The organism is Paenibacillus sanfengchensis, assembly GCF_036864765.1.
Taxonomy (GTDB): domain Bacteria; phylum Bacillota; class Bacilli; order Paenibacillales; family Paenibacillaceae; genus Fontibacillus; species Fontibacillus sanfengchensis.
The window spans coordinates 1-17,898 of the sequence record NZ_JBAGJC010000025.1 but is presented as its reverse complement, the minus strand read 5'-3'; the positions used below and the strand labels follow the sequence as shown (position 1 = coordinate 17,898).

Below are 17,898 nucleotides of genomic sequence, written 5' to 3'. Positions count from 1 at the left end.
GTAAACTGCCTTGAAGGAGGATTCATTATATGTATAAATCGATTATTATCGGAACCGGACCGGCGGGGTTAACCGCCGCCATTTACCTGGCTCGCGCCAATTTGAACCCGCTGGTTATCGAAGGACCGCAGCCGGGCGGGCAGCTTACCACTACCACGGAGGTTGAGAACTTCCCCGGATTTCCGGAAGGAATTCTGGGACCGGAATTGATGGACAACATGAGGAAGCAAGCGGAGCGCTTCGGGGCGGAATTCCGGACCGGCTGGGTGAACAGCGTGGATATGAGTTCCCGGCCGTTCAAGCTTCAAGTGGAAGGACTGGGGGAACTGGTCACCGACACGATCGTCCTGTCGACGGGCGCTACCGCCAAATACCTCGGAATTCCCGGAGAAACCGATAACGTCGGCCGCGGGGTCAGCACATGCGCAACCTGCGACGGTTTCTTTTTCCGCGGTAAAGAAATCATCGTTGTGGGCGGGGGAGACTCCGCTTTGGAAGAAGCGGGCTTCCTGACGCGCTTTGCATCCAAGGTGACCTTGGTGCACCGCCGTGACGAGCTCCGCGCCTCCAAGATTATGCAGGATCGCGTGCGTTCCAACGAGAAGGTCGCATGGGCACTCAATCGCACGCCGCTTGAAGTGGTGACCAACGATGTCGGCGTAACCGGTCTGAAAGTACGCAACAATGCTACCGGAGAAGAGGAAATCCTTCCGGCGGCCGGCGTGTTCGTGGCGATCGGACATCATCCGAACACCGGCTTCCTGGGCGGACAAATCGATACGGATGAGAATGGGTACATTATTGTGAAACCGGGCACCTCCGAAACCAATGTCCCTGGCGTGTTCGCTTGCGGCGACGTGCAGGATACGCGTTACCGCCAGGCGATTACCGCAGCGGGCAGCGGATGTATGGCTGCGCTCGATTGCGAGAAATTCATCGAGAACCTGGAGCATCAAACTGCCGCGACGGCCGTTAACTAATCGGATTCCAAGGGGAGAACCCGCTGTCATGGAGAATGTTATCGTATGCGAGCGGTTCCGGTGACCGTAATCGGCGAACACCGTATTCTGGGGATGAATAAAACCCAGTTTGAGAAAGCTTTGGCTGACTAAGCTTCAAATAGATATAATCAGGGGGCCTTCTGAGTCTGTAACAAGACCGGGGTTCCGTAAACAAGTGTTTGCCCGCTTGTTCGCGCCTTTGTTTTAGGGAATAGAAGAACGTTCAGAAATGAGCGTTCTTTTTTGTTAGTGGCATTTAGGACATTCATAGGAAAAACCTATCATAATGATACGAATAATAGTATTGAACGATACGTTTCCCGCGATTTATACTGAACCGAAACACTGAAGCGAAAGCTAATTTTAACAAGGAGACTAAAATGAATGGAACATTTACTCAAACAAGAGTTTTCCAAAGCGGCATTCGATAAGGCCAAACGCATAATCCCCGGTGGAGTGAACAGCCCGGTTCGCGCATTTGCTTCCGTCGGGTTGACTCCTGTTTTTGCAGCGGGAGGCAAGGGGGCGCGCATATACGATATCGACGGAAATGAATTCATTGACTATATCGGCTCATGGGGGCCGCTCATATTGGGGCATGCCCATCCACAGGTGATTGAAGCCATACGGGAAATTGCGGAACGGGGGACGAGCTTCGGATTGGCGACGGAAATTGAAACCAAGATGGCCGAGCTGATTTGCGCAGCCGTGCCATCCGTCGAAATGGTACGTATGGTGAATTCGGGCACGGAAGCCGTCATGAGCGCGTTGCGTTTGGCCAGAGGATATACGAAGCGTCAAAAAATATTGAAGTTTCAGGGAGGCTATCATGGACACTCCGATGGAATGTTGATCAAATCCGGGTCCGGCGTGGCAACGTTGGGCTTGCCGGATAGCCCGGGAGTACCGGACGGCATCGCGGCGAATACCCTTACTGCGGCTTATAACAGCTTGGACAGTGTACGAATGGCCTTTGAGCTGTTCGGTGAACAAATCGCCGCCGTCATTGTCGAGCCGGTTGCGGGAAATATGGGGGTTGTACCACCTTTGCCCGGATTCCTCCAAGGATTGCGGGAGATTACGTTGCGTTACGGAAGCCTGCTTATCTTCGATGAAGTGATAACGGGATTCCGCGTGGATTACCATGGGGCGCAAGGGTTATACGGAATCCGGCCGGACCTCACGTGCCTAGGCAAAGTGATTGGCTGCGACTTCCGGTGGGAGCTTACGGCGGCAAACGTGAAATCATGGACCAGATCGCCCCCGCCGGGCCCATCTACCAAGCGGGAACGTTATCCGGGAACCCGCTCGCCATGGCGGCCGGATATGCGACCTTGCGAGGGCTTTCGAGGCCCGGAATTTATGACGATTTGGAAAGTAAAGCGGCTCGATTGGCTAAAGGGTTCTCACAAAATGCTGAAAAAATAGGAGTTCCGTTAAAGGTGAACCGGGTAGGTTCGCTGCTTTGCCCTTATTTTACGGAGCATGATGTCGTCGATTACGAAACGGCCAAATTATCGAATATACGGTTATTTACACAGTACTATGCAGCCATGCTGAAGTCCGGTGTTTTGACCGCCCCCAGTCCTTTTGAAGCTATGTTCGTATCGGCAGCTCATTCGGACGAGGACATCGAAACGACGATAACGGCACATGATCAGGCATTAAGAGCGATCATGGAGGAACTGGGAAGATGAACATTGCTTAGCTTTTGTTTTCGTTTTTTACCGTCGCAAGCAATTGCTCCTTAAACACTCGGCTTGCCGCGCATAAATATTTGTTTTTTCGGTAGACAAGGCCAATTTGGGTAGTAAGCACCGGATTTTTAATCGGGATCGTCCGAATATCCTTATTGTCGATATAATCCAGGTAGCCTTTCGGCAAAATGGTGACGCCGACGCCTTGGACGACCATATTGATGATGGATTCCATGGTTGTCATTTCCACAATCCGCTGCGGTTTTATATCAAGTGCGCGGCACTGCTCATTGATCAGTTGTCTCAAAAAATAGGAGCCCGGCAATAGAACGCTAGGGGTTTCTTTTAATATATCAAGCGTAACGGACGGTTCCTTGACGACCGGATGATTGACAGGCGCTGCAAGGGCAAGTTTTTCCTCATATAACGGGATCGCTTCCAGATCTTCATGCTCCATCGGCAAATAGACAATGCCCAAATCGAGTTCATTTTGCAGAAGCCCCTCGAAAATATCCCTGGTTCGCAAACCAAGAACGGAAAGCTCGATATTAGGATAACTGCGGTGAAAACCGATCACGGTAGGGGGAAGCAAATAATTGACTACCGTCAGCAGGGTGCCGATTTTTAATGATCCTCTTTTCAGGCCTTGCAGCTCACTGATTGCGGCGCGTGCCTGGGATAACTCGTGAAAAACATGGTAACTGTGATGCAGCAATGTTTTGCCGGCTTCAGTAATCAGGGTTCGTTTACCGATACGATCAAACAAGGGCATTCCGATTTCGTGCTCGAGCAAACGAATTTGCTGGCTCAACGAGGGCTGGGCAATCCCCAGCTTCTCGGCGGCGCGGGTAAAATGCAACTCCTCGCATACGGCCATAAAATACTCTAATTGCTTCAGTTCCATAAGTCAGCCTCCCGGTCTTTTCCGATAGGGAATTACTATGATTATAATCTTAACTATAAGAAATATCTAATAGATGCGGAGGTTATTATATGAAAGTTCATTATTTGCAGCACGTTCCCTTTGAATCACTGGAACATATAGCGGTGTGGGCCAAGGAAAAGGGACACGAGATAACAGGTACATTATTATATAAAAATCATTGTTTCCCGTCCATTTCGGAATTCGATATGCTTGTCATTCTGGGCGGACCAATGGGGGTTCATGACGTGGAGATGTTCTCTTGGCTTGCCGCGGAAAAACAATTTATTAAAGAGGCGATCCGGCAGCGGAAGCTGGTGCTGGGGATATGCTTGGGGGCGCAACTGATTGCTGAAGTGATCGGGGGAAAGGTATACAAAAATCAGTATAAGGAGATTGGCTGGTTCCCGGTAAAGCTGACGGAGGAGGCAGAACACTCCAGATTTTTTAAAGAGGTTCCGGACGAATTTATAGCGTTTCATTGGCATTCGGACACATTCCAACTGCCGGAGAAAACGAAGAGAATTGCACTTAGCAGAGGTTGTACGAATCAAGCGTATGAATACGAAGAACATGTGGTCGGGTTGCAATTCCATTTGGAATCCAGCCATACCGGCATCGATAAGCTGATTGCCCACTGTGCCGGCGAAATGGATCAGGGGGTATATGTCCAACGTCCGCACGAAATGCTTGACCAGGCAGAATATATGGCTCTATCGAATGCCGTTTTGTTCACTTTGCTCAATACCCTGGAAAGAAATTATCGTTGCGGTAATTCCTTATGAGAGATGTTGAAGTGCTTTCGATTAATGTAGGTCGAAATCGGATGGTCTTACAAGAATTGTAAAGCGTTTGGACGGAATCGAGGCAAATCCACGGGAAAGATTGACCGGAGATATATGAGGTGAAGTTGAGCAGTTTATGTTGCAGCCATAGCCCGCCCATATTCACCCCATCCAATAAAAAGGAGCTTGTCCGCCGCGGCGATCGCAATCGCTACTTGGAACAAGCTCCTTATTTTTGTGCGGCCGGAGCCGTTCTATGTGTTGCCGGTAACAAGCAAGTTTAGTTGAGCAGACTTACCACAAGCTGAAAAACGAAATAACCGATGACGCCGCTGCCGATCAGGCCGAGGCCCGCCTTTTTTCGGCCTTGGAATAAGCGCAGCACCCCGAGGCTGACCAAGGGAGCGATAATCAGCAAAAAGAACATGACGGTGACAAACAATTCAATGGAAATATCCGAAAGATTGACAATGGTCATAGCTTTTGGTCGCTCCGTTTCTATCGGGTTTGAAAATACAATGATTTATATCACATTATTATAGTTTAATTATACCAAAGCTTGCTTCCATTTGGGAAAGACGATGTCTTAAAATAAGTCAATTTCACGTCATTTTTTGCTCCGGCGGGGGAAACATTTTTCGCGCTATTCCTTCGATTCGCCTCGACAAAACTAGAAGACCTTTGCGGGACAGCCTGTGCTACAATGGGCTTAAAGCCAACGGATTCACCCGCAAGATACATACGATCCCCGGAACCCGAACCTTATAGAGGAGGTTAGATGAACATGGGACAGAGTACGCCTAAACGCTGGATTGCGGTCGGACTGCTTGGAACTGTGCTGATGGGAAGTGCGGCGGAAAATTGGAGTACTCCGGTATTCGCCTCAACCGACCGCAAGACATATGTGACCTCCGCTTACGCTATACAGCAGGAGATGACCGCCGGACTGAAGGCCCGTGCAACCTCTATGACTATAAAATATAAGGGACCGACGAAGAAACTGGAGAATTTGCTGAAGCAGGCGATGGAGGGAGCGCTGGAAAGCGATCCTTACACCAAGTATGTGGTCGAAGGATACACCTATACTTGGCGGGGGACGACCGGCATGGCTAAAATCGATTTAAACGTCGAGTATCGCGAAACCGCCGAGAATACCCGCTATGTGGATAATCAGGCTTCGGAAATATTAAACCGGATTATCACACCCGGCATGAACGGCCATCAGAGAGTGAAAGCTATACACGACTACGTGGTGCTGAATCTGGAATATGACAAGGACTTGAAAAAATATACGGCCTATGAGGCTTTAAAGACCGGCGAAGCGGTCTGCCAGGGGTATTCGCTGCTGACTTACAAGCTTCTGAAGGGAGCCGGGATCGAAAACCGGATCGTCGAGGGCGTGGCCGGCGGCCAGCTTCATGCCTGGAACCTCGTTAAATTAGAAAACAGGTGGTATCATCTCGATACCACCTGGAATGATCCGTTGTCCGCCCCGAAGGACCGGATCCGTTACGATTATTATTTGCGAACCGATGCCGAGCTGCGGAAAGATCATCACTGGACGGCCTCCCGCTATCCGGCGGCTCCCACGCCTTACCGCCACGCATTGCGCGAACTGGCGGACCGGGGCGGCGACGGTGCGGAAGTGTACCGAAAGCTGGAGCGGCAGCTCGGCTTCGAATTGTATAATCCCGATGCCGCCGTCCGTACGGCGGCGGAGCTGAAGGAGAAGGTCGGGCAGGAGCTGCGGGCCGGCGGGCTTACCGTCACGGTCCGCTATGCCGGTTCCGAGGACCTGCTTGTCGAGAACCTCGGCACCCTCTATGATCTATCCATCGACCACATCAAGTATCTTGCCGAGCCTCTTGAAGGGACGGGGGACCTGCGGGTGGAGATCCACTGGGAAACGGACTGATTCCCCGATCCTTCTAATGGCTCGCCGTGCTGTGCCGATCCTATTCCATCGGCCGGGCCGGCGTATCGAAATCGCATTCCTGAAGGGGAATGAGCTTCGACCGCTTGATCCATTTGTAGCCCAGCCAGACGGCGAGGAACAGCGGAATGCTGATATAGGAAACGGCAATGCCGTACCAATCGATCCGGCCGCCTGCAAAGGCGGCCATATTTTGTCCCAGAATGACGACGATACAGAGGACAAAAGCAAACAGCGGGCCGAACGGAAACCATCTTGCTTTGTAAGGCAGGTCCTTCAAATCCCGCCCTTGGGCGACATAGGCCCGGCGGAAACGGTAATGGCTGACGGCGATGCCGAGCCACGTAATGAATCCGCACATCCCGGAGGCGTTCAGCAGCCAGTTATAGACGACCCCGTCCCCGAACAGGGAGGCGAAAAAGGCAGTCATACCGATCAGCGTCGTCAGCAGCAGGGCGTTGACCGGCAGTCCGCGGCGGCTGAGTTTGGCGAGAAACTTCGGCGCTTTGCCGCGCTTGGCCAGCGAGTACAGGACGCGCGAAGACGCGTACATCCCGGAGTTGCCGGCCGACAGCACGGAGGACAGAATGACCGCGTTCATGACGGAAGCGGCAAAGGCCATGCCGGCTTTCTCAAAGACGAGCGTGAACGGGCTCACCCCGATACTCTCCAGCCCGCTTTTGAGCAGGTTGGGGTTGGTGTACGGAATAATCAGGCCGATAACCAGGATCGCTAAAATGTAAAACAGCAGAATGCGCCAGAACACCTGGCGAATGGCCCGGGGCACATGCTCGCGCGGATTGTCGCTTTCCCCGGCGGCCACGCCGACCATTTCCGTTCCCTGGAAGGAAAATCCCGCGGCCATAAAGACGCCGAGGAACGTGAAGAACCCGCCATGGAACGGGGCGTCGCCCACGGTAAAGTTTTTGAAGCCGATCGCTTCGCCGCCCATAATGCCGAAGATCATCAGCACGCCGACAATCAGGAACACAATGACAACGGTGATCTTGATCATGGCGAACCAATACTCCGATTCGCCGTAGCCTTTGACGGACAGGACATTCAACCCGAGGATCAGGGCGAGGAACAGCATGCTCCACAGCAGGGAGGAGCTTTCCGGAAACCAGTACTTGATAATCAGCGTAGCCGCGGACAGCTCGGCCGCGATCGTAATCGCCCAGTTGTACCAGAAGTTCCAGCCCATCGCAAACCCGAGGGACGGATCGACAAACCGCGAGGCATAGGTTTCAAAAGAGCCCGAATCCGGCATATAGGTGGCGAGTTCCCCCAGGCTGGTCATCAGAAAATAAACCATAATGCCCACCGCCGCATAGGCGAGAAGGGCGCCGCCGGGTCCGGCCGATGCGATCGCACCGCCGCTGGCGAGAAACAGACCCGTCCCGATGGAGCCGCCGAGCGCAATCATCGTCATATGCCGGGCTTTAAGTCCGGGCTTGAGGGACTGCACGGTGCTGATATTTTTTTTGCTCATCCATAAACACTCCACTCTAAAAAAAATGATAAATTTGCGTCATTCCTGCATCTAGTGCCCCATCAGACAACCCTGATAACATAAAATTCCTGCATATCTGCATGTTTTTTTTCTGTTTGGAACAATGATTTCAAAATTCCTGCAAATCTGCAGGAATTTTCGACGAAATCGGCTCGTTCTCTAAAATTGCCAGAAATGCCTGCAGATTTGCATCTTTTTTCGAATCCCCGCGGGGACAGGCCAAAAATACCTGCAGATTTGCATCTTTTTGGAGTTGGAAGGGTCAGAAAGTGCGCCAGGCCCCTGATCTCCATGAGTTAAATACGATTTTTCTCCTAGCACGATGTCTGAAGGGGCACTAGTATCCTCCAGATGCGGGAAATTCAAGCTGCGGGACCGGGAAAAATAGAAAAAGACCGCGGAAAGGGATCCGCGGCCTGACTTATATACCGACGCACCCTCACCATTCCTGCCAAGATAGCTCAACACGGTTCTTCCGGTGAAGAATAACCGTGACAGTTCTGTCCCTTTCGGTAACAGCCCCAGCATGCCGCAGGTCCAGAAGCGGTGCGGCGACGCTTCGGCGACGGTGCCTTTCCACGGGAATCACGGGCGGCTTCCAAACGCCTCCTCCAGTGTACTCTTCACAGTCGCGACCTCTACCCCACCTGAAAATGATGAGGTTCCTATTCAGTTCATTAACTCGGTCTTGCAACAATGTAATAGTATATAGCAAGCCGGCCGATGCGACAATGTCAAAATTTTGTCTTTTACGATTTGTCGGCCGCCCGGTCGCGTTTGGCCATCTGCTGCCAAACGGTGCCGGCCGCCTGTTCGCCCGATTCGATTCGTTCCACGGCCATTCTGGCCTGGAGACCGACCTCGAATTCGGGATCGTCCACGGCGGCCTTGAGCGCGTCCAGAGCGTCGTCCGTGCCGACCTCGTAAAGGAAGCGGGCGGCCCGCCAACGGACAAGCTTGCTCGGGTCCTGCAGCGCGGCGATCATCGGTCCGGTGGCGGCGGGGTCGCCGATATCGGACAGCGTATCGCCGGCGGTGCGGCGCACGGCGGCGGAGTTGTCGCGCAGCGCTTCGTAGAGCAGCCCCATCGCCTCCGGCGTGCGCACATCGCCGAGATACACCACCGCGAGCCGGCGCACTTGCATTTGCGGGTCGCGGACCGCCTCGGCCAGCAGCGGCAGCGCGCCGGGTCCGGGCTTCAGCGCCTCGAGCCCGGCGTAGCGCACGTGCCAATCCCCGTGCCGCATCCGCTCCCGGACCTCGTCCAGGCTCAGCTCGCGCCGCTGCTCGACGAATTCCGCCTCGCTGCGCCCGTGCGCGATCGCCTGCGTCTTGATCGCTTCCAGCCGCTCAGGCGGATAAGCCGCCTCAAGCTCCTGCTCGACCTCGCGCGCGATCTCCTCCAGCTCGCCGTAGCGGACGCCGTAATCCGTCAGCTTGCGCTCCTTGATCAGCGTGGCGCTGGCCACTTCGGTGACGGCGGAGACAAAGCGCGTCGCGAGGGAAATCCGTTCTTCGCGGGTGCCGGATTTGACGCGGATTTGCATCGGGATGCCGCGGAAAAACTGGACGAACACCTGGGCTTCGCCGTAGCCGGCCGCCTCGGCCGTCCCGGGATCCCAGGCGGAGTCCACCCGATCCTGGCCGAATTGCTCCTGGACTTCGGCCAGGATCGCCGCCCAGTCGGCATTGCCTTTCCGGTCCAGCGCGATAAAGTCCGCGGTATGAAAAATGCTCTTGACCCCCGGAATCTGGAGCAGCTGGCCGATCCAGGCCGGCGCGGAGCGGGCGTTGTCGAGCGTGTATGTTTTGCGGATTCCCGGTTCCAAGCTTTCGTCCAAATGCAGCTTCATGGAGTTGGGACTTGGAGTCGGTTCGATAAATACAATTTTCATAGGATGTTCACATCTCCTTTCAAAGTCTATTTTAACCGATGCTCGCCGAGATCCCAACAATTTGCGACAGGGGTCTTCATCCGCGGTGGGGAGGGGTAAGGAATAAAGGGGAGCCGGATTGGCACATGCTACCTAATGGGAAAACAAGGGACGATTTCCAAGAGGGGGACAAGGCCATGTTTAAAAAGCAGGAAAAAACGCTGACCATTGTCTGTCTGGTTGTCGCCGCCATAATGCTCTACGCGTTTATTAAAAGCGCCGTTCGGTTCATGAACTATTACTAAGGAGTTGGTGTCGGCATGCTGTCCCTGGATCCGGTGACGTTAAGTCGAATTCTAACCGGGGTGACTCTGTTTGTTCATATTATTTTCGCTTCCGTCGGCGTCGGCATTCCGATGATGATCGCCTTGGCCGAATGGCGGGGCATTAGCACGAAAGATCCTCAATATACGCTGCTGGCCCGCAGGTGGGCCCGGGGCTTTGTGATCTCGGTGGCGATCGGTGTGGTGACCGGAACTTCCATTGGCCTGCAGCTCAGCTTACTCTGGCCGACCTTTATGCGCGTAGCCGGTCAGGCGATCGCGCTTCCGCTGTTTATGGAGACGTTCGCCTTTTTCATTGAGGCGATCTTTCTAGGAATCTATTTGTATACCTGGGACCGGTTCAGCAAACCGCTCCTCCACCTGCTGCTGCTCGTGCCGGTGGCGATCGGTTCCTCGGCTTCCGCGTTTTTTATTACGACCATGAACGCATTCATGAACACGCCGCAGGGGTTTACGTTAAAAAACGGCGTTTTCGCCGATGTTCAGCCGTTTGTGGCGATGTTTAATCCGGCCACGCCGACGAAGGTGTCGCATGTACTGGCCTCCTCCTACACGCTGAGCGCCGGTCTGCTGGCCGGGATTGCGGCGTTCAGCCTGCTGCGCGGGCGCAAGGAAGCCTACTTTAAGAAGGCGCTGAAGCTCACCGTCACCGCATCCTTTGTGTTCGCGCTCAGCACCGCGGTCATCGGCGATTTTTCGGGGAAGTTCCTCGCTCAATACCAGCCGGAAAAGCTGGCGGCCGCCGAATGGCATTTCCAAACGATGGAGCGGGCTCCGCTCATTTACGGCGGCGTATTGGATGACAATGGCGAGGTCAAGTACGCGCTGGAGATTCCGTACGCGCTTAGCATTTTGGCGGGAAATTTGCCGGATACGAAAGTGATCGGCCTGGAGGAATTCCCGGAGGATGAGCGGCCGCCGCTGCTCATTCATTATATGTTCGATCTGAAAGTTACGATCGGCATGCTTCTTGTGCTGATTCCTTTCCTGTTTTTGCTGCGGAAGCGGCTCCCGGGCAAGCTGCGGGGAAAGGGGTATCCGAAATGGCTTTTGCTCGGCATCGTGGCGCTGGGACCTCTGGCCATGGCCGCGATCGAACTCGGCTGGATGTTTGCCGAATTCGGCCGGCAGCCCTGGATCGTAAGGGGCTACATGAAGGTATCGGAAGCGGCGACTTCGTCGGAGCATGTCGGCTCCATGCTGATTCTGTTCATCGTTTTGTACATCATCCTCTGCGTGTCCTGCATTTACGTGCTCGCCAAGCTGTTCCGGAACAAGGATGTGGCTGAAGAGATGAAAGAGTTCGGTATAGCGGGAGGGGATGCGAAGTGAGTTATGAAATGGTCGGCATTACGGCGCTCTGGACGTTTTTGTTCGGATACCTGATCGTGGCTTCGGTCGATTTCGGAGCGGGCTTTTTCAGCTATTACAGCGTGATTACCGGCCACAAAAATAAAGTGCACAACATCATTCAGCGATACCTCTCCCCGGTCTGGGAAGTGACGAACGTCTTTCTTATCTTTTTCGTGGTGGGGCTGGTCGGGTTTTTCCCCGATTCCGCTTATTATTACGGGACGGCGCTCCTGGTTCCCGGCAGCTTGGCCACGGTTCTCCTGGCGCTGCGGGGGGCTTATTACGCCTTCAATACCTATGGCAGCAGCAAAGAGAACAACAAAATCTACATGGCCATTTACGGGGCGACGGGCCTGTTGATCCCGGCGGCTCTATCGACGGTACTGGCGATTTCCGAAGGCGGGATTATCGAGGAGAGAGACGGCCGCGTGGTATTGGATTGGGGCAGGTTTCTCAGCAATCCGTATACTTGGTCCGTCATTTTGCTGGCGTTGGTGTCCGTGCTCTACATTTCGGCGATGTTCTTGGCCTATTATGCCGATCGAGCGGGCGACCCCGGCGCCTTCGAGGTGCTGCGCGGCTACGCGCTGATGTGGAGCGGGCCGACCATTCTGGCCTGTGTGTTTGCCTTTTTTCAGATCAACCGGCAAAATCCCGAGCATTTCGCGAATATGCTGAACATGGCGTGGATGTTTATCGCCTCGCTGATTTGTTTTCTGTTGGCGGTTTATTTTATATGGAAAAAGCGTCTCCTCGGCTGGTCGTTCCTGCTGGTTATCCTCCAGTTCGGCTTTGCCTGGTACGGCTATGGCCGAACCCATCTGCCGTACATTCTGTATAAGCAGGTCAGCATTTATGAAGCCATCACGAACGAAACGATGGCGGTGGCGCTCATTACCGTTTTTGTCGCCGGATTGTTCGTCTTGATTCCTTCGCTGTTTTTGCTGATGCGGTTGTTCCTGTTTGACGCGAAATACGTGCGGGGCCATTCGCCTAAGAAAGGATGAGAGCTTGCGGATGGAACATTTTATGATGATGGTGGCGCCTTGGCTGGTAGTTGTTTTCTCGCTTGTGTTTTTGTTTGTTTTTGCCTGCAGGTATAAAGATCCCTCGGAGTGAACGGATTGGCCGGGGAGCGGCGACGCTGCCAAATTTGGCTTTGCTTTCCCCGGTGCATTACAATGGATAGGAACATCATCCGGCGGATGGAGAGGAATGGAAGGAGGAAGTCTCGGTATGCCGAGAACGCGCTACAACAACCTGGATAACATCAGTACGGACAAAACGTTAAAGCAGTTTAAACAATGGCGGGAGGAACGCCGCAGAAAGAAGAAGGACTACTCCTACATTATTCCGAATTCGGAACCCCAACTGGATTATCTGCAGGGGAATAGAGAAGAAACGACGATTACCTGGATCGGTCATTCGACCTTCCTGATCCAATATGAAGGCTTAAATATCGTGACCGATCCGGTTTGGGCCTCCCGGATGGGGTTTCAGCGGAGGCTTGGCGCACCGGGCATTCCCATCGACGACGTTCCGGACATCGACGTCATTCTGATTTCGCACTCCCATTATGACCATATGCACGTGTCCTCCATCCGGCGGCTTTACGGAAGCATGACACAGATCATCGTGCCCAGCGGATTGGCGCGCAAAATGATACGCAAAGGATTCCAGCGCACCCGGGAATTAAAGTGGTGGGACCATTTACAGATCGGGGACGCCAAAATCTCATTCGTGCCGACCCAGCATTGGACGCGGCGCACCTTGTTCGATACGAACACCTCCCATTGGGGCGGGTTCGTTCTGGAGCCGGCGAATCCCCGGGAAGGGGAGAAGCGGCAGGTGGTGTATTTTGCCGGGGACAGCGGTTATTTCCGCGGCTTCGCCGAAATCGGGGAGCGCTTTGAGATCGACGTGGCGCTGCTGCCCATCGGAGCGTATGAACCGGAATGGTTCATGACGAGCCAGCACACGACGCCGGAGGAAGCGCTCCAGGCCTTCGTGGACGTCAAGGCCAAGCTGATGGTGCCGATGCATTACGGCACGTTCCGGCTGGCCGACGACACGGCGCGGGAGGCGCTCGACCGGCTCGAGGCCGACCGGCGGAAGCGCGGCATCCCGGAATCGGCGATCCGCGTGCTGCTGCACGGCGAGACGCTGCGCTTCCCGGAGGCGTGACGGCGGGGCGCGCGGTGCGGAGGTAGAGCGAGGGGCGGGCCGGAGGCCAGGCCGCCCGAAGCGGCGGGCACTGCATCGGCCACCTTCCCTTCGAAAGCCGGGCAGGTGAATAAGGGGCTTTTGCTGCGCTATTTTGTCGAATTCGGCGGGGCGATGTGAAATAGCGGCCTTTTAGGCCCTGAAGCTGCATCAAACCTGACAGGGTGCTGCCTATTTTGAAACTTGTCGCCTCGGTGTGGCGAGTTGGATCCGGCGCGCCCCATTTCCCTAACCGTCGGCGCATTTTAACGCTAACGGTTGCCACAGCCGTTATTTGCCTCGAAAACGCCGACTTCCCATTCTAACGGCCGCCACGGCGCTTATTTCGCAAAAACAGGCTGTTAGGGCGAGAATCCAGGGGAAATAACGGCGCTCACGACCGCTAGAATTTCGAAAGGGTTACTTTTCGCTAAATAGCGGCTGCTACAGCCGTTAGACTTTCCATGTCTCACCATGGTTGCACGATGTCAGGCTGGATGCAGCGTCAGTGGTAAAGGCCGCCTCGTGCCTATTTCTCCTTCCTCAGCTTCTCCCTACCCTCTCCGTACATTTGACCTCACACGCCGCCTTCAATCCGCAGATCGTCCGCCGAAGCAAGTTACTCCAACTACCTATTTACTCCATCCGCCGGATTTCCCAGATCCGAGGTTGACTATTGTTGCCGCCGGGTGACCTGGATTCGAAGATTGGGGATTTGCCCTTTTTCATTTGTTCCGTATCTTGAAGGCAATGAATGGGCTTCCGGGAGTTTCTATGCTATAATATTGACCCAGTAGTGGATAATGGATAAAGGATGGGATTGCTTAAATGATCAGTACAAATGGTGTAACGCTCCGATATGGAAAACGGGCACTTTTCGAAGATGTAAATATAAAATTTACGCCGGGCAACTGCTACGGATTGATCGGAGCCAACGGAGCGGGAAAATCGACCTTTCTGAAAATTTTGGCGGGGGAAATCGAGCCTAATCAGGGCGAGGTCAGCATGACGCCGGGGGAACGCCTGGCCGTTCTGAAGCAGAACCATTACGAGTACGATGAGTACCCTGTACTGGAGACGGTTATTATGGGGCATGCGCGTCTCTATTCGATTATGAAAGAGAAAGACGCGCTGTACGCCAAGGCGGACTTCTCCGAAGAGGACGGGATGCGCGCGGGCGAGCTGGAGGGCGAATTCGCCGAGCTGAACGGCTGGGATGCGGAGCCTGACGCGGCCGCGTTGTTGATCGGGCTGGGGATTCCGCGCGATCTGCACGACAAGAATATGAAGGAGCTTAGCGGCAACGAGAAGGTCCGCGTTCTCCTGGCGCAAGCGCTGTTTGGCCGTCCGAACAACTTGCTGCTGGACGAACCTACGAACCACCTGGATCTGGAATCGATCCAATGGCTCGAGAATTTCCTTATGGACTACGAAGGCACCGTAATCGTCGTATCCCACGACCGTCACTTCCTGAACAAGGTATGTACGCATATTGCGGATATCGACTTCGGCAAAATCCAGATGTATGTCGGCAACTACGACTTCTGGTATGAATCCAGCCAATTGGCGCTGCAAATGCAGCGGGATGCGAACAAGAAGAAGGAAGAGAAGATCAAGGAGCTGCAGGCTTTCATTCAGCGTTTCTCGGCCAATGCTTCCAAGTCCAAGCAGGCGACTTCCCGGAAGAAGCAGTTGGACAAAATCACGCTCGACGATATCCGTCCGTCCAACCGGAAATATCCGTTCCTGCACTTTAAAGCGGAGCGGGAGGCCGGCAAGCAATTGCTGACGGTCGACGGTCTGACCAAGAGCCTGGAAGGCGAGAAGGTGCTGGACAACGTGAGTTTTGTCGTCAATAAAGGGGACAAAATCGCTTTCGTCGGTCCAAACTCGCTGCCCAAGACAACCTTTTTCCAAATCGTTATGGGCGAACTGGAAGCCGATGCCGGCGAATACAGCTGGGGCGTAACCACGTCGCAGGCGTATTTCCCCAAAGACAATTCGAAATACTTCGACGGGGTGGACATCAATCTGGTCGATTGGCTCCGTCAGTACTCCAACGACCAGGACGAGACCTTCCTTCGCGGCTTCCTTGGCCGGATGCTGTTCTCCGGTGAAGAGGCTCTGAAGAAGGCTAGCGTGTTGTCCGGGGGCGAGAAGGTTCGCTGTATGCTGGCAAAAATGATGCTGAACGGCGCAAACGTGCTGCTGTTTGACGAACCGACCAACCACTTGGATCTCGAATCCATCACAGCGCTGAATAACGGGCTGATCGATTTCGACGGGACGATTCTGTTTACGTCCCATGACCATCAGTTCATTCAAACGATCGCCAACCGGATTATTGAAATCACGCCAAACGGTATTATTGACCGAGTTATGACTTATGATGAATATCTGGAAAGCGAAGAGATTCAAAATTTGCGCAAGTCAATGTACCCGGAAGAAGCGTAAATGCCGGTGGGGACCAACACTCACCGAACCGGGGCGTCATCAAATAAAGAGGCTGTCCCAAAAGTCATCATAGATGACTGAGGGGCAACCTCTTTTAGTTTGTCAAACAAAAAGAAACCACTCTTTGGTAAAATGGAAGTACCACCAACCATTACCCAAAAGGAGAGGTTTCTTTTGTACATTCAATATACCATGGATCAACTCTGTTTACCAATGGATTTAGAAGAGGATATCCCCGAAAATCATCTCGTTCGCGTGGTTAACGCCGCCGTAAATCGTCTCGACGACGCTATCTTCGACCCGTCTTACCCTGGAGGCGGACGAGACAGCTACCATCCTAAAATGCTCACCAAAGTTATCATTTACGCCTACACACAGCGCATCTATTCCTCTCGCCAGATCGCCAAAGCTGTCCGCGAAAACATCATGTTTATGTGGATCGCGGGTCGTCAGCGCCCAGACTTCCGTACCATCAACCGATTTCGATCAGAACGAATGAAAAGCACACTGGAGACTGTGTTTACTGCCGTTCTTCAGTTTCTGGCAGAGGAGAACTACATACAGTTGGAGCATTATTTTGTAGACGGCACTAAGATTGAAGCGAATGCCAACCGATATACGTTTGTTTGGGGGAAGGCTATGGTGAAGCATAAAGCCAAGCTTCAGGAGAAAGTCCAGACCCTATTTGAAGCCATTGAGGAAGCGGAGAAGCAAGAAGAAGGAATTCACGAAGGTCGGGATCTTCTCGAGCTGGGTGAGTCCTCTACTATGACCAGTGAGAAGCTGGAGCAAGCAGTCAAGCAATTGGAAGAGCGCCTGCGGGAGAAACCGAAAGACAAGCCGCTCAAGAAGGCGGTGCGCACCCTCCGTAAGGACTTGCTTCCGCGTCTTCAAAAGTACGAAACACAACAAGCAATTTTAGGTACTAGAAACAGCTACAGCAAAACGGACCCTGACGCTACATTTATGCGAATGAAAGAAGACCACATGCGAAATGGTCAACTCAAGCCGGGATACAATGTGCAGATCGGCACCGAAAATCAATTTATTGTCGGTTACAGTTTACACCAGCGCCCGACCGATACGCGCTGCCTCATCCCGCATCTTGAAAAGTTAAAATCGCAGTTAGGAAAGCTCCCGGGCACCGTCATCGCCGATGCGGGCTATGGTGGTGAAGAGAATTATGACTACCTGGAGCAAAATGAAGTCGAAGCCATCGTCAAATACAGCACCTATCACCGCGAAAAGAGTAAGGCATGGCAAAAGGATATTAGTAAAATCGACAATTGGACCTATAACAGCGAACAAGATACATGGACATGCACGGCTGGGCAAACGCTCCATTTCCGGAGAGGGAGTAAGGAGAAAACAGAAAGTGGGTATGAAATCGAATACCGACATTACCGAAGCTCCGGCTGCGAGGGTTGTCCGTTAAAGCCGCAGTGTACACAAGCCCAGGGTGATCGTGAGATCAAAGTTAGTATGAAGTATTTGCGGTTAAAGAGCCAGGCAAGGCAAAAACTCCGCAGTGAAGAAGGTTATGCCTTGGCCGTAAGGCGCATGATCGAGCCGGAACCTGTGTTTGGCGATATGAAGAACAACCGAGGCTTTAAAAGGTTTCTGCTTCGAGGCTTACAAAAAGTAAGTCTGGAGGTCGGCTGGCTTTCCCTTGCCCACAATTTGCTTAAGAAAGCCGCCGTAGACTCCAAAAAAGAAGGAGCTAAGCGAAAACAGCCCGCTTAGCTCCTTCTTTTTTTACAAATATCATCCTATTTTGTTGGAGAGGGTGTTCCAAAGTTTACTTTTGGGACAGCCTCTTT

13 protein-coding genes, 1 pseudogene and 1 riboswitch are annotated in these 17,898 nt (G+C 53.3%); of the genes and pseudogenes, 10 read left to right on the top strand and 4 right to left on the bottom strand.

Annotation, left to right across the window (positions count from 1 at the left end):
• Positions 1-29 precede the first annotated feature (29 nt).
• Positions 30-980: a thioredoxin-disulfide reductase gene (gene trxB, locus V4U84_RS26105; protein ID WP_334076184.1), complete on the top strand. Its 951-nt coding sequence runs from the start codon at positions 30-32 to the stop codon at positions 978-980.
• A gap of 405 nt (positions 981-1,385) precedes the next feature.
• Positions 1,386-2,698: pseudogene (hemL, locus tag V4U84_RS26100) on the top strand (glutamate-1-semialdehyde 2,1-aminomutase).
• Between the two features lie 7 nt (positions 2,699-2,705).
• Here hemL and V4U84_RS26095 read toward each other — a convergent pair.
• Positions 2,706-3,602: a LysR family transcriptional regulator gene (locus tag V4U84_RS26095; protein WP_334076183.1), complete on the bottom strand. Its 897-nt coding sequence runs from the start codon at positions 3,600-3,602 to the stop codon at positions 2,706-2,708.
• Between the two features lie 89 nt (positions 3,603-3,691).
• Here V4U84_RS26095 and V4U84_RS26090 point away from each other — a divergent pair, with 89 nt between their 5' ends.
• On the top strand, positions 3,692-4,405 hold the full coding sequence (locus V4U84_RS26090; RefSeq protein ID WP_334076182.1) for a type 1 glutamine amidotransferase: 714 nt from the start codon (positions 3,692-3,694) through the stop codon (positions 4,403-4,405).
• 280 nt (positions 4,406-4,685) lie between these two features.
• On the opposite strand, the gene V4U84_RS26085 is transcribed toward V4U84_RS26090, so the two are convergent.
• Positions 4,686-4,883, bottom strand: coding sequence for a hypothetical protein (locus V4U84_RS26085; RefSeq protein WP_334076181.1), 198 nt, complete (start codon positions 4,881-4,883; stop codon positions 4,686-4,688).
• 306 nt (positions 4,884-5,189) lie between these two features.
• Between V4U84_RS26085 and V4U84_RS26080 the strand changes: the two genes are divergently transcribed.
• The gene (locus V4U84_RS26080; protein WP_334076180.1) at positions 5,190-6,320 is read left to right on the top strand and encodes a transglutaminase domain-containing protein; all 1,131 of its coding nucleotides are present in this window, start codon (positions 5,190-5,192) and stop codon (positions 6,318-6,320) included.
• A gap of 40 nt (positions 6,321-6,360) precedes the next feature.
• On the opposite strand, the gene V4U84_RS26075 is transcribed toward V4U84_RS26080, so the two are convergent.
• Positions 6,361-7,830: an amino acid permease gene (locus V4U84_RS26075; protein ID WP_334076179.1), complete on the bottom strand. Its 1,470-nt coding sequence runs from the start codon at positions 7,828-7,830 to the stop codon at positions 6,361-6,363.
• A gap of 470 nt (positions 7,831-8,300) precedes the next feature.
• Positions 8,301-8,500, bottom strand: a riboswitch (Lysine riboswitch).
• A 100-nt stretch (positions 8,501-8,600) separates the two neighbouring features.
• Positions 8,601-9,746: a virulence factor gene (locus V4U84_RS26070; protein WP_334076196.1), complete on the bottom strand. Its 1,146-nt coding sequence runs from the start codon at positions 9,744-9,746 to the stop codon at positions 8,601-8,603.
• A 299-nt stretch (positions 9,747-10,045) separates the two neighbouring features.
• Between V4U84_RS26070 and V4U84_RS26065 the strand changes: the two genes are divergently transcribed.
• The 6 genes from V4U84_RS26065 to V4U84_RS26045 all read left to right on the top strand — a co-directional run bounded on the left by V4U84_RS26065 (position 10,046) and on the right by V4U84_RS26045 (position 17,821).
• Positions 10,046-11,401, top strand: a complete 1,356-nt coding sequence (locus V4U84_RS26065; RefSeq protein WP_334076178.1) for a cytochrome ubiquinol oxidase subunit I — start codon at positions 10,046-10,048, stop codon at positions 11,399-11,401.
• Positions 11,398-12,429: a cytochrome d ubiquinol oxidase subunit II gene (locus V4U84_RS26060; protein ID WP_334076177.1), complete on the top strand. Its 1,032-nt coding sequence runs from the start codon at positions 11,398-11,400 to the stop codon at positions 12,427-12,429. The genes V4U84_RS26065 and V4U84_RS26060 overlap by 4 nt, the downstream gene beginning before the upstream one ends.
• A gap of 10 nt (positions 12,430-12,439) precedes the next feature.
• Positions 12,440-12,541 (top strand): cytochrome bd oxidase small subunit CydS family protein, encoded by a 102-nt coding sequence (cydS, locus tag V4U84_RS27025; RefSeq protein ID WP_416367300.1) that lies wholly within the window; start codon positions 12,440-12,442, stop codon positions 12,539-12,541.
• A gap of 117 nt (positions 12,542-12,658) precedes the next feature.
• Positions 12,659-13,606, top strand: a complete 948-nt coding sequence (locus V4U84_RS26055; RefSeq protein WP_334076176.1) for an MBL fold metallo-hydrolase — start codon at positions 12,659-12,661, stop codon at positions 13,604-13,606.
• Between the two features lie 846 nt (positions 13,607-14,452).
• Positions 14,453-16,078, top strand: a complete 1,626-nt coding sequence (locus V4U84_RS26050) for an ABC-F family ATP-binding cassette domain-containing protein (RefSeq protein WP_334076175.1) — start codon at positions 14,453-14,455, stop codon at positions 16,076-16,078.
• Between the two features lie 174 nt (positions 16,079-16,252).
• The gene (locus V4U84_RS26045; RefSeq protein WP_334077428.1) at positions 16,253-17,821 is read left to right on the top strand and encodes an IS1182 family transposase; all 1,569 of its coding nucleotides are present in this window, start codon (positions 16,253-16,255) and stop codon (positions 17,819-17,821) included.
• The last annotated feature ends 77 nt before the right edge of the window (positions 17,822-17,898 follow it).

Coding starts and splice junctions, on each gene's coding strand:
- trxB (WP_334076184.1), top strand. CDS start 30: ATGTATAAATCGATTATTATCGGAACCGGACCGGCGGGGTTAACCGCC.
- V4U84_RS26095 (WP_334076183.1), bottom strand. CDS start 3,602: ATGGAACTGAAGCAATTAGAGTATTTTATGGCCGTATGCGAGGAGTTG.
- V4U84_RS26090 (WP_334076182.1), top strand. CDS start 3,692: ATGAAAGTTCATTATTTGCAGCACGTTCCCTTTGAATCACTGGAACAT.
- V4U84_RS26085 (WP_334076181.1), bottom strand. CDS start 4,883: ATGACCATTGTCAATCTTTCGGATATTTCCATTGAATTGTTTGTCACC.
- V4U84_RS26080 (WP_334076180.1), top strand. CDS start 5,190: ATGGGACAGAGTACGCCTAAACGCTGGATTGCGGTCGGACTGCTTGGA.
- V4U84_RS26075 (WP_334076179.1), bottom strand. CDS start 7,830: ATGAGCAAAAAAAATATCAGCACCGTGCAGTCCCTCAAGCCCGGACTT.
- V4U84_RS26070 (WP_334076196.1), bottom strand. CDS start 9,746: ATGAAAATTGTATTTATCGAACCGACTCCAAGTCCCAACTCCATGAAG.
- V4U84_RS26065 (WP_334076178.1), top strand. CDS start 10,046: ATGCTGTCCCTGGATCCGGTGACGTTAAGTCGAATTCTAACCGGGGTG.
- cydS (WP_416367300.1), top strand. CDS start 12,440: ATGGAACATTTTATGATGATGGTGGCGCCTTGGCTGGTAGTTGTTTTC.
- V4U84_RS26055 (WP_334076176.1), top strand. CDS start 12,659: ATGCCGAGAACGCGCTACAACAACCTGGATAACATCAGTACGGACAAA.
- V4U84_RS26050 (WP_334076175.1), top strand. CDS start 14,453: ATGATCAGTACAAATGGTGTAACGCTCCGATATGGAAAACGGGCACTT.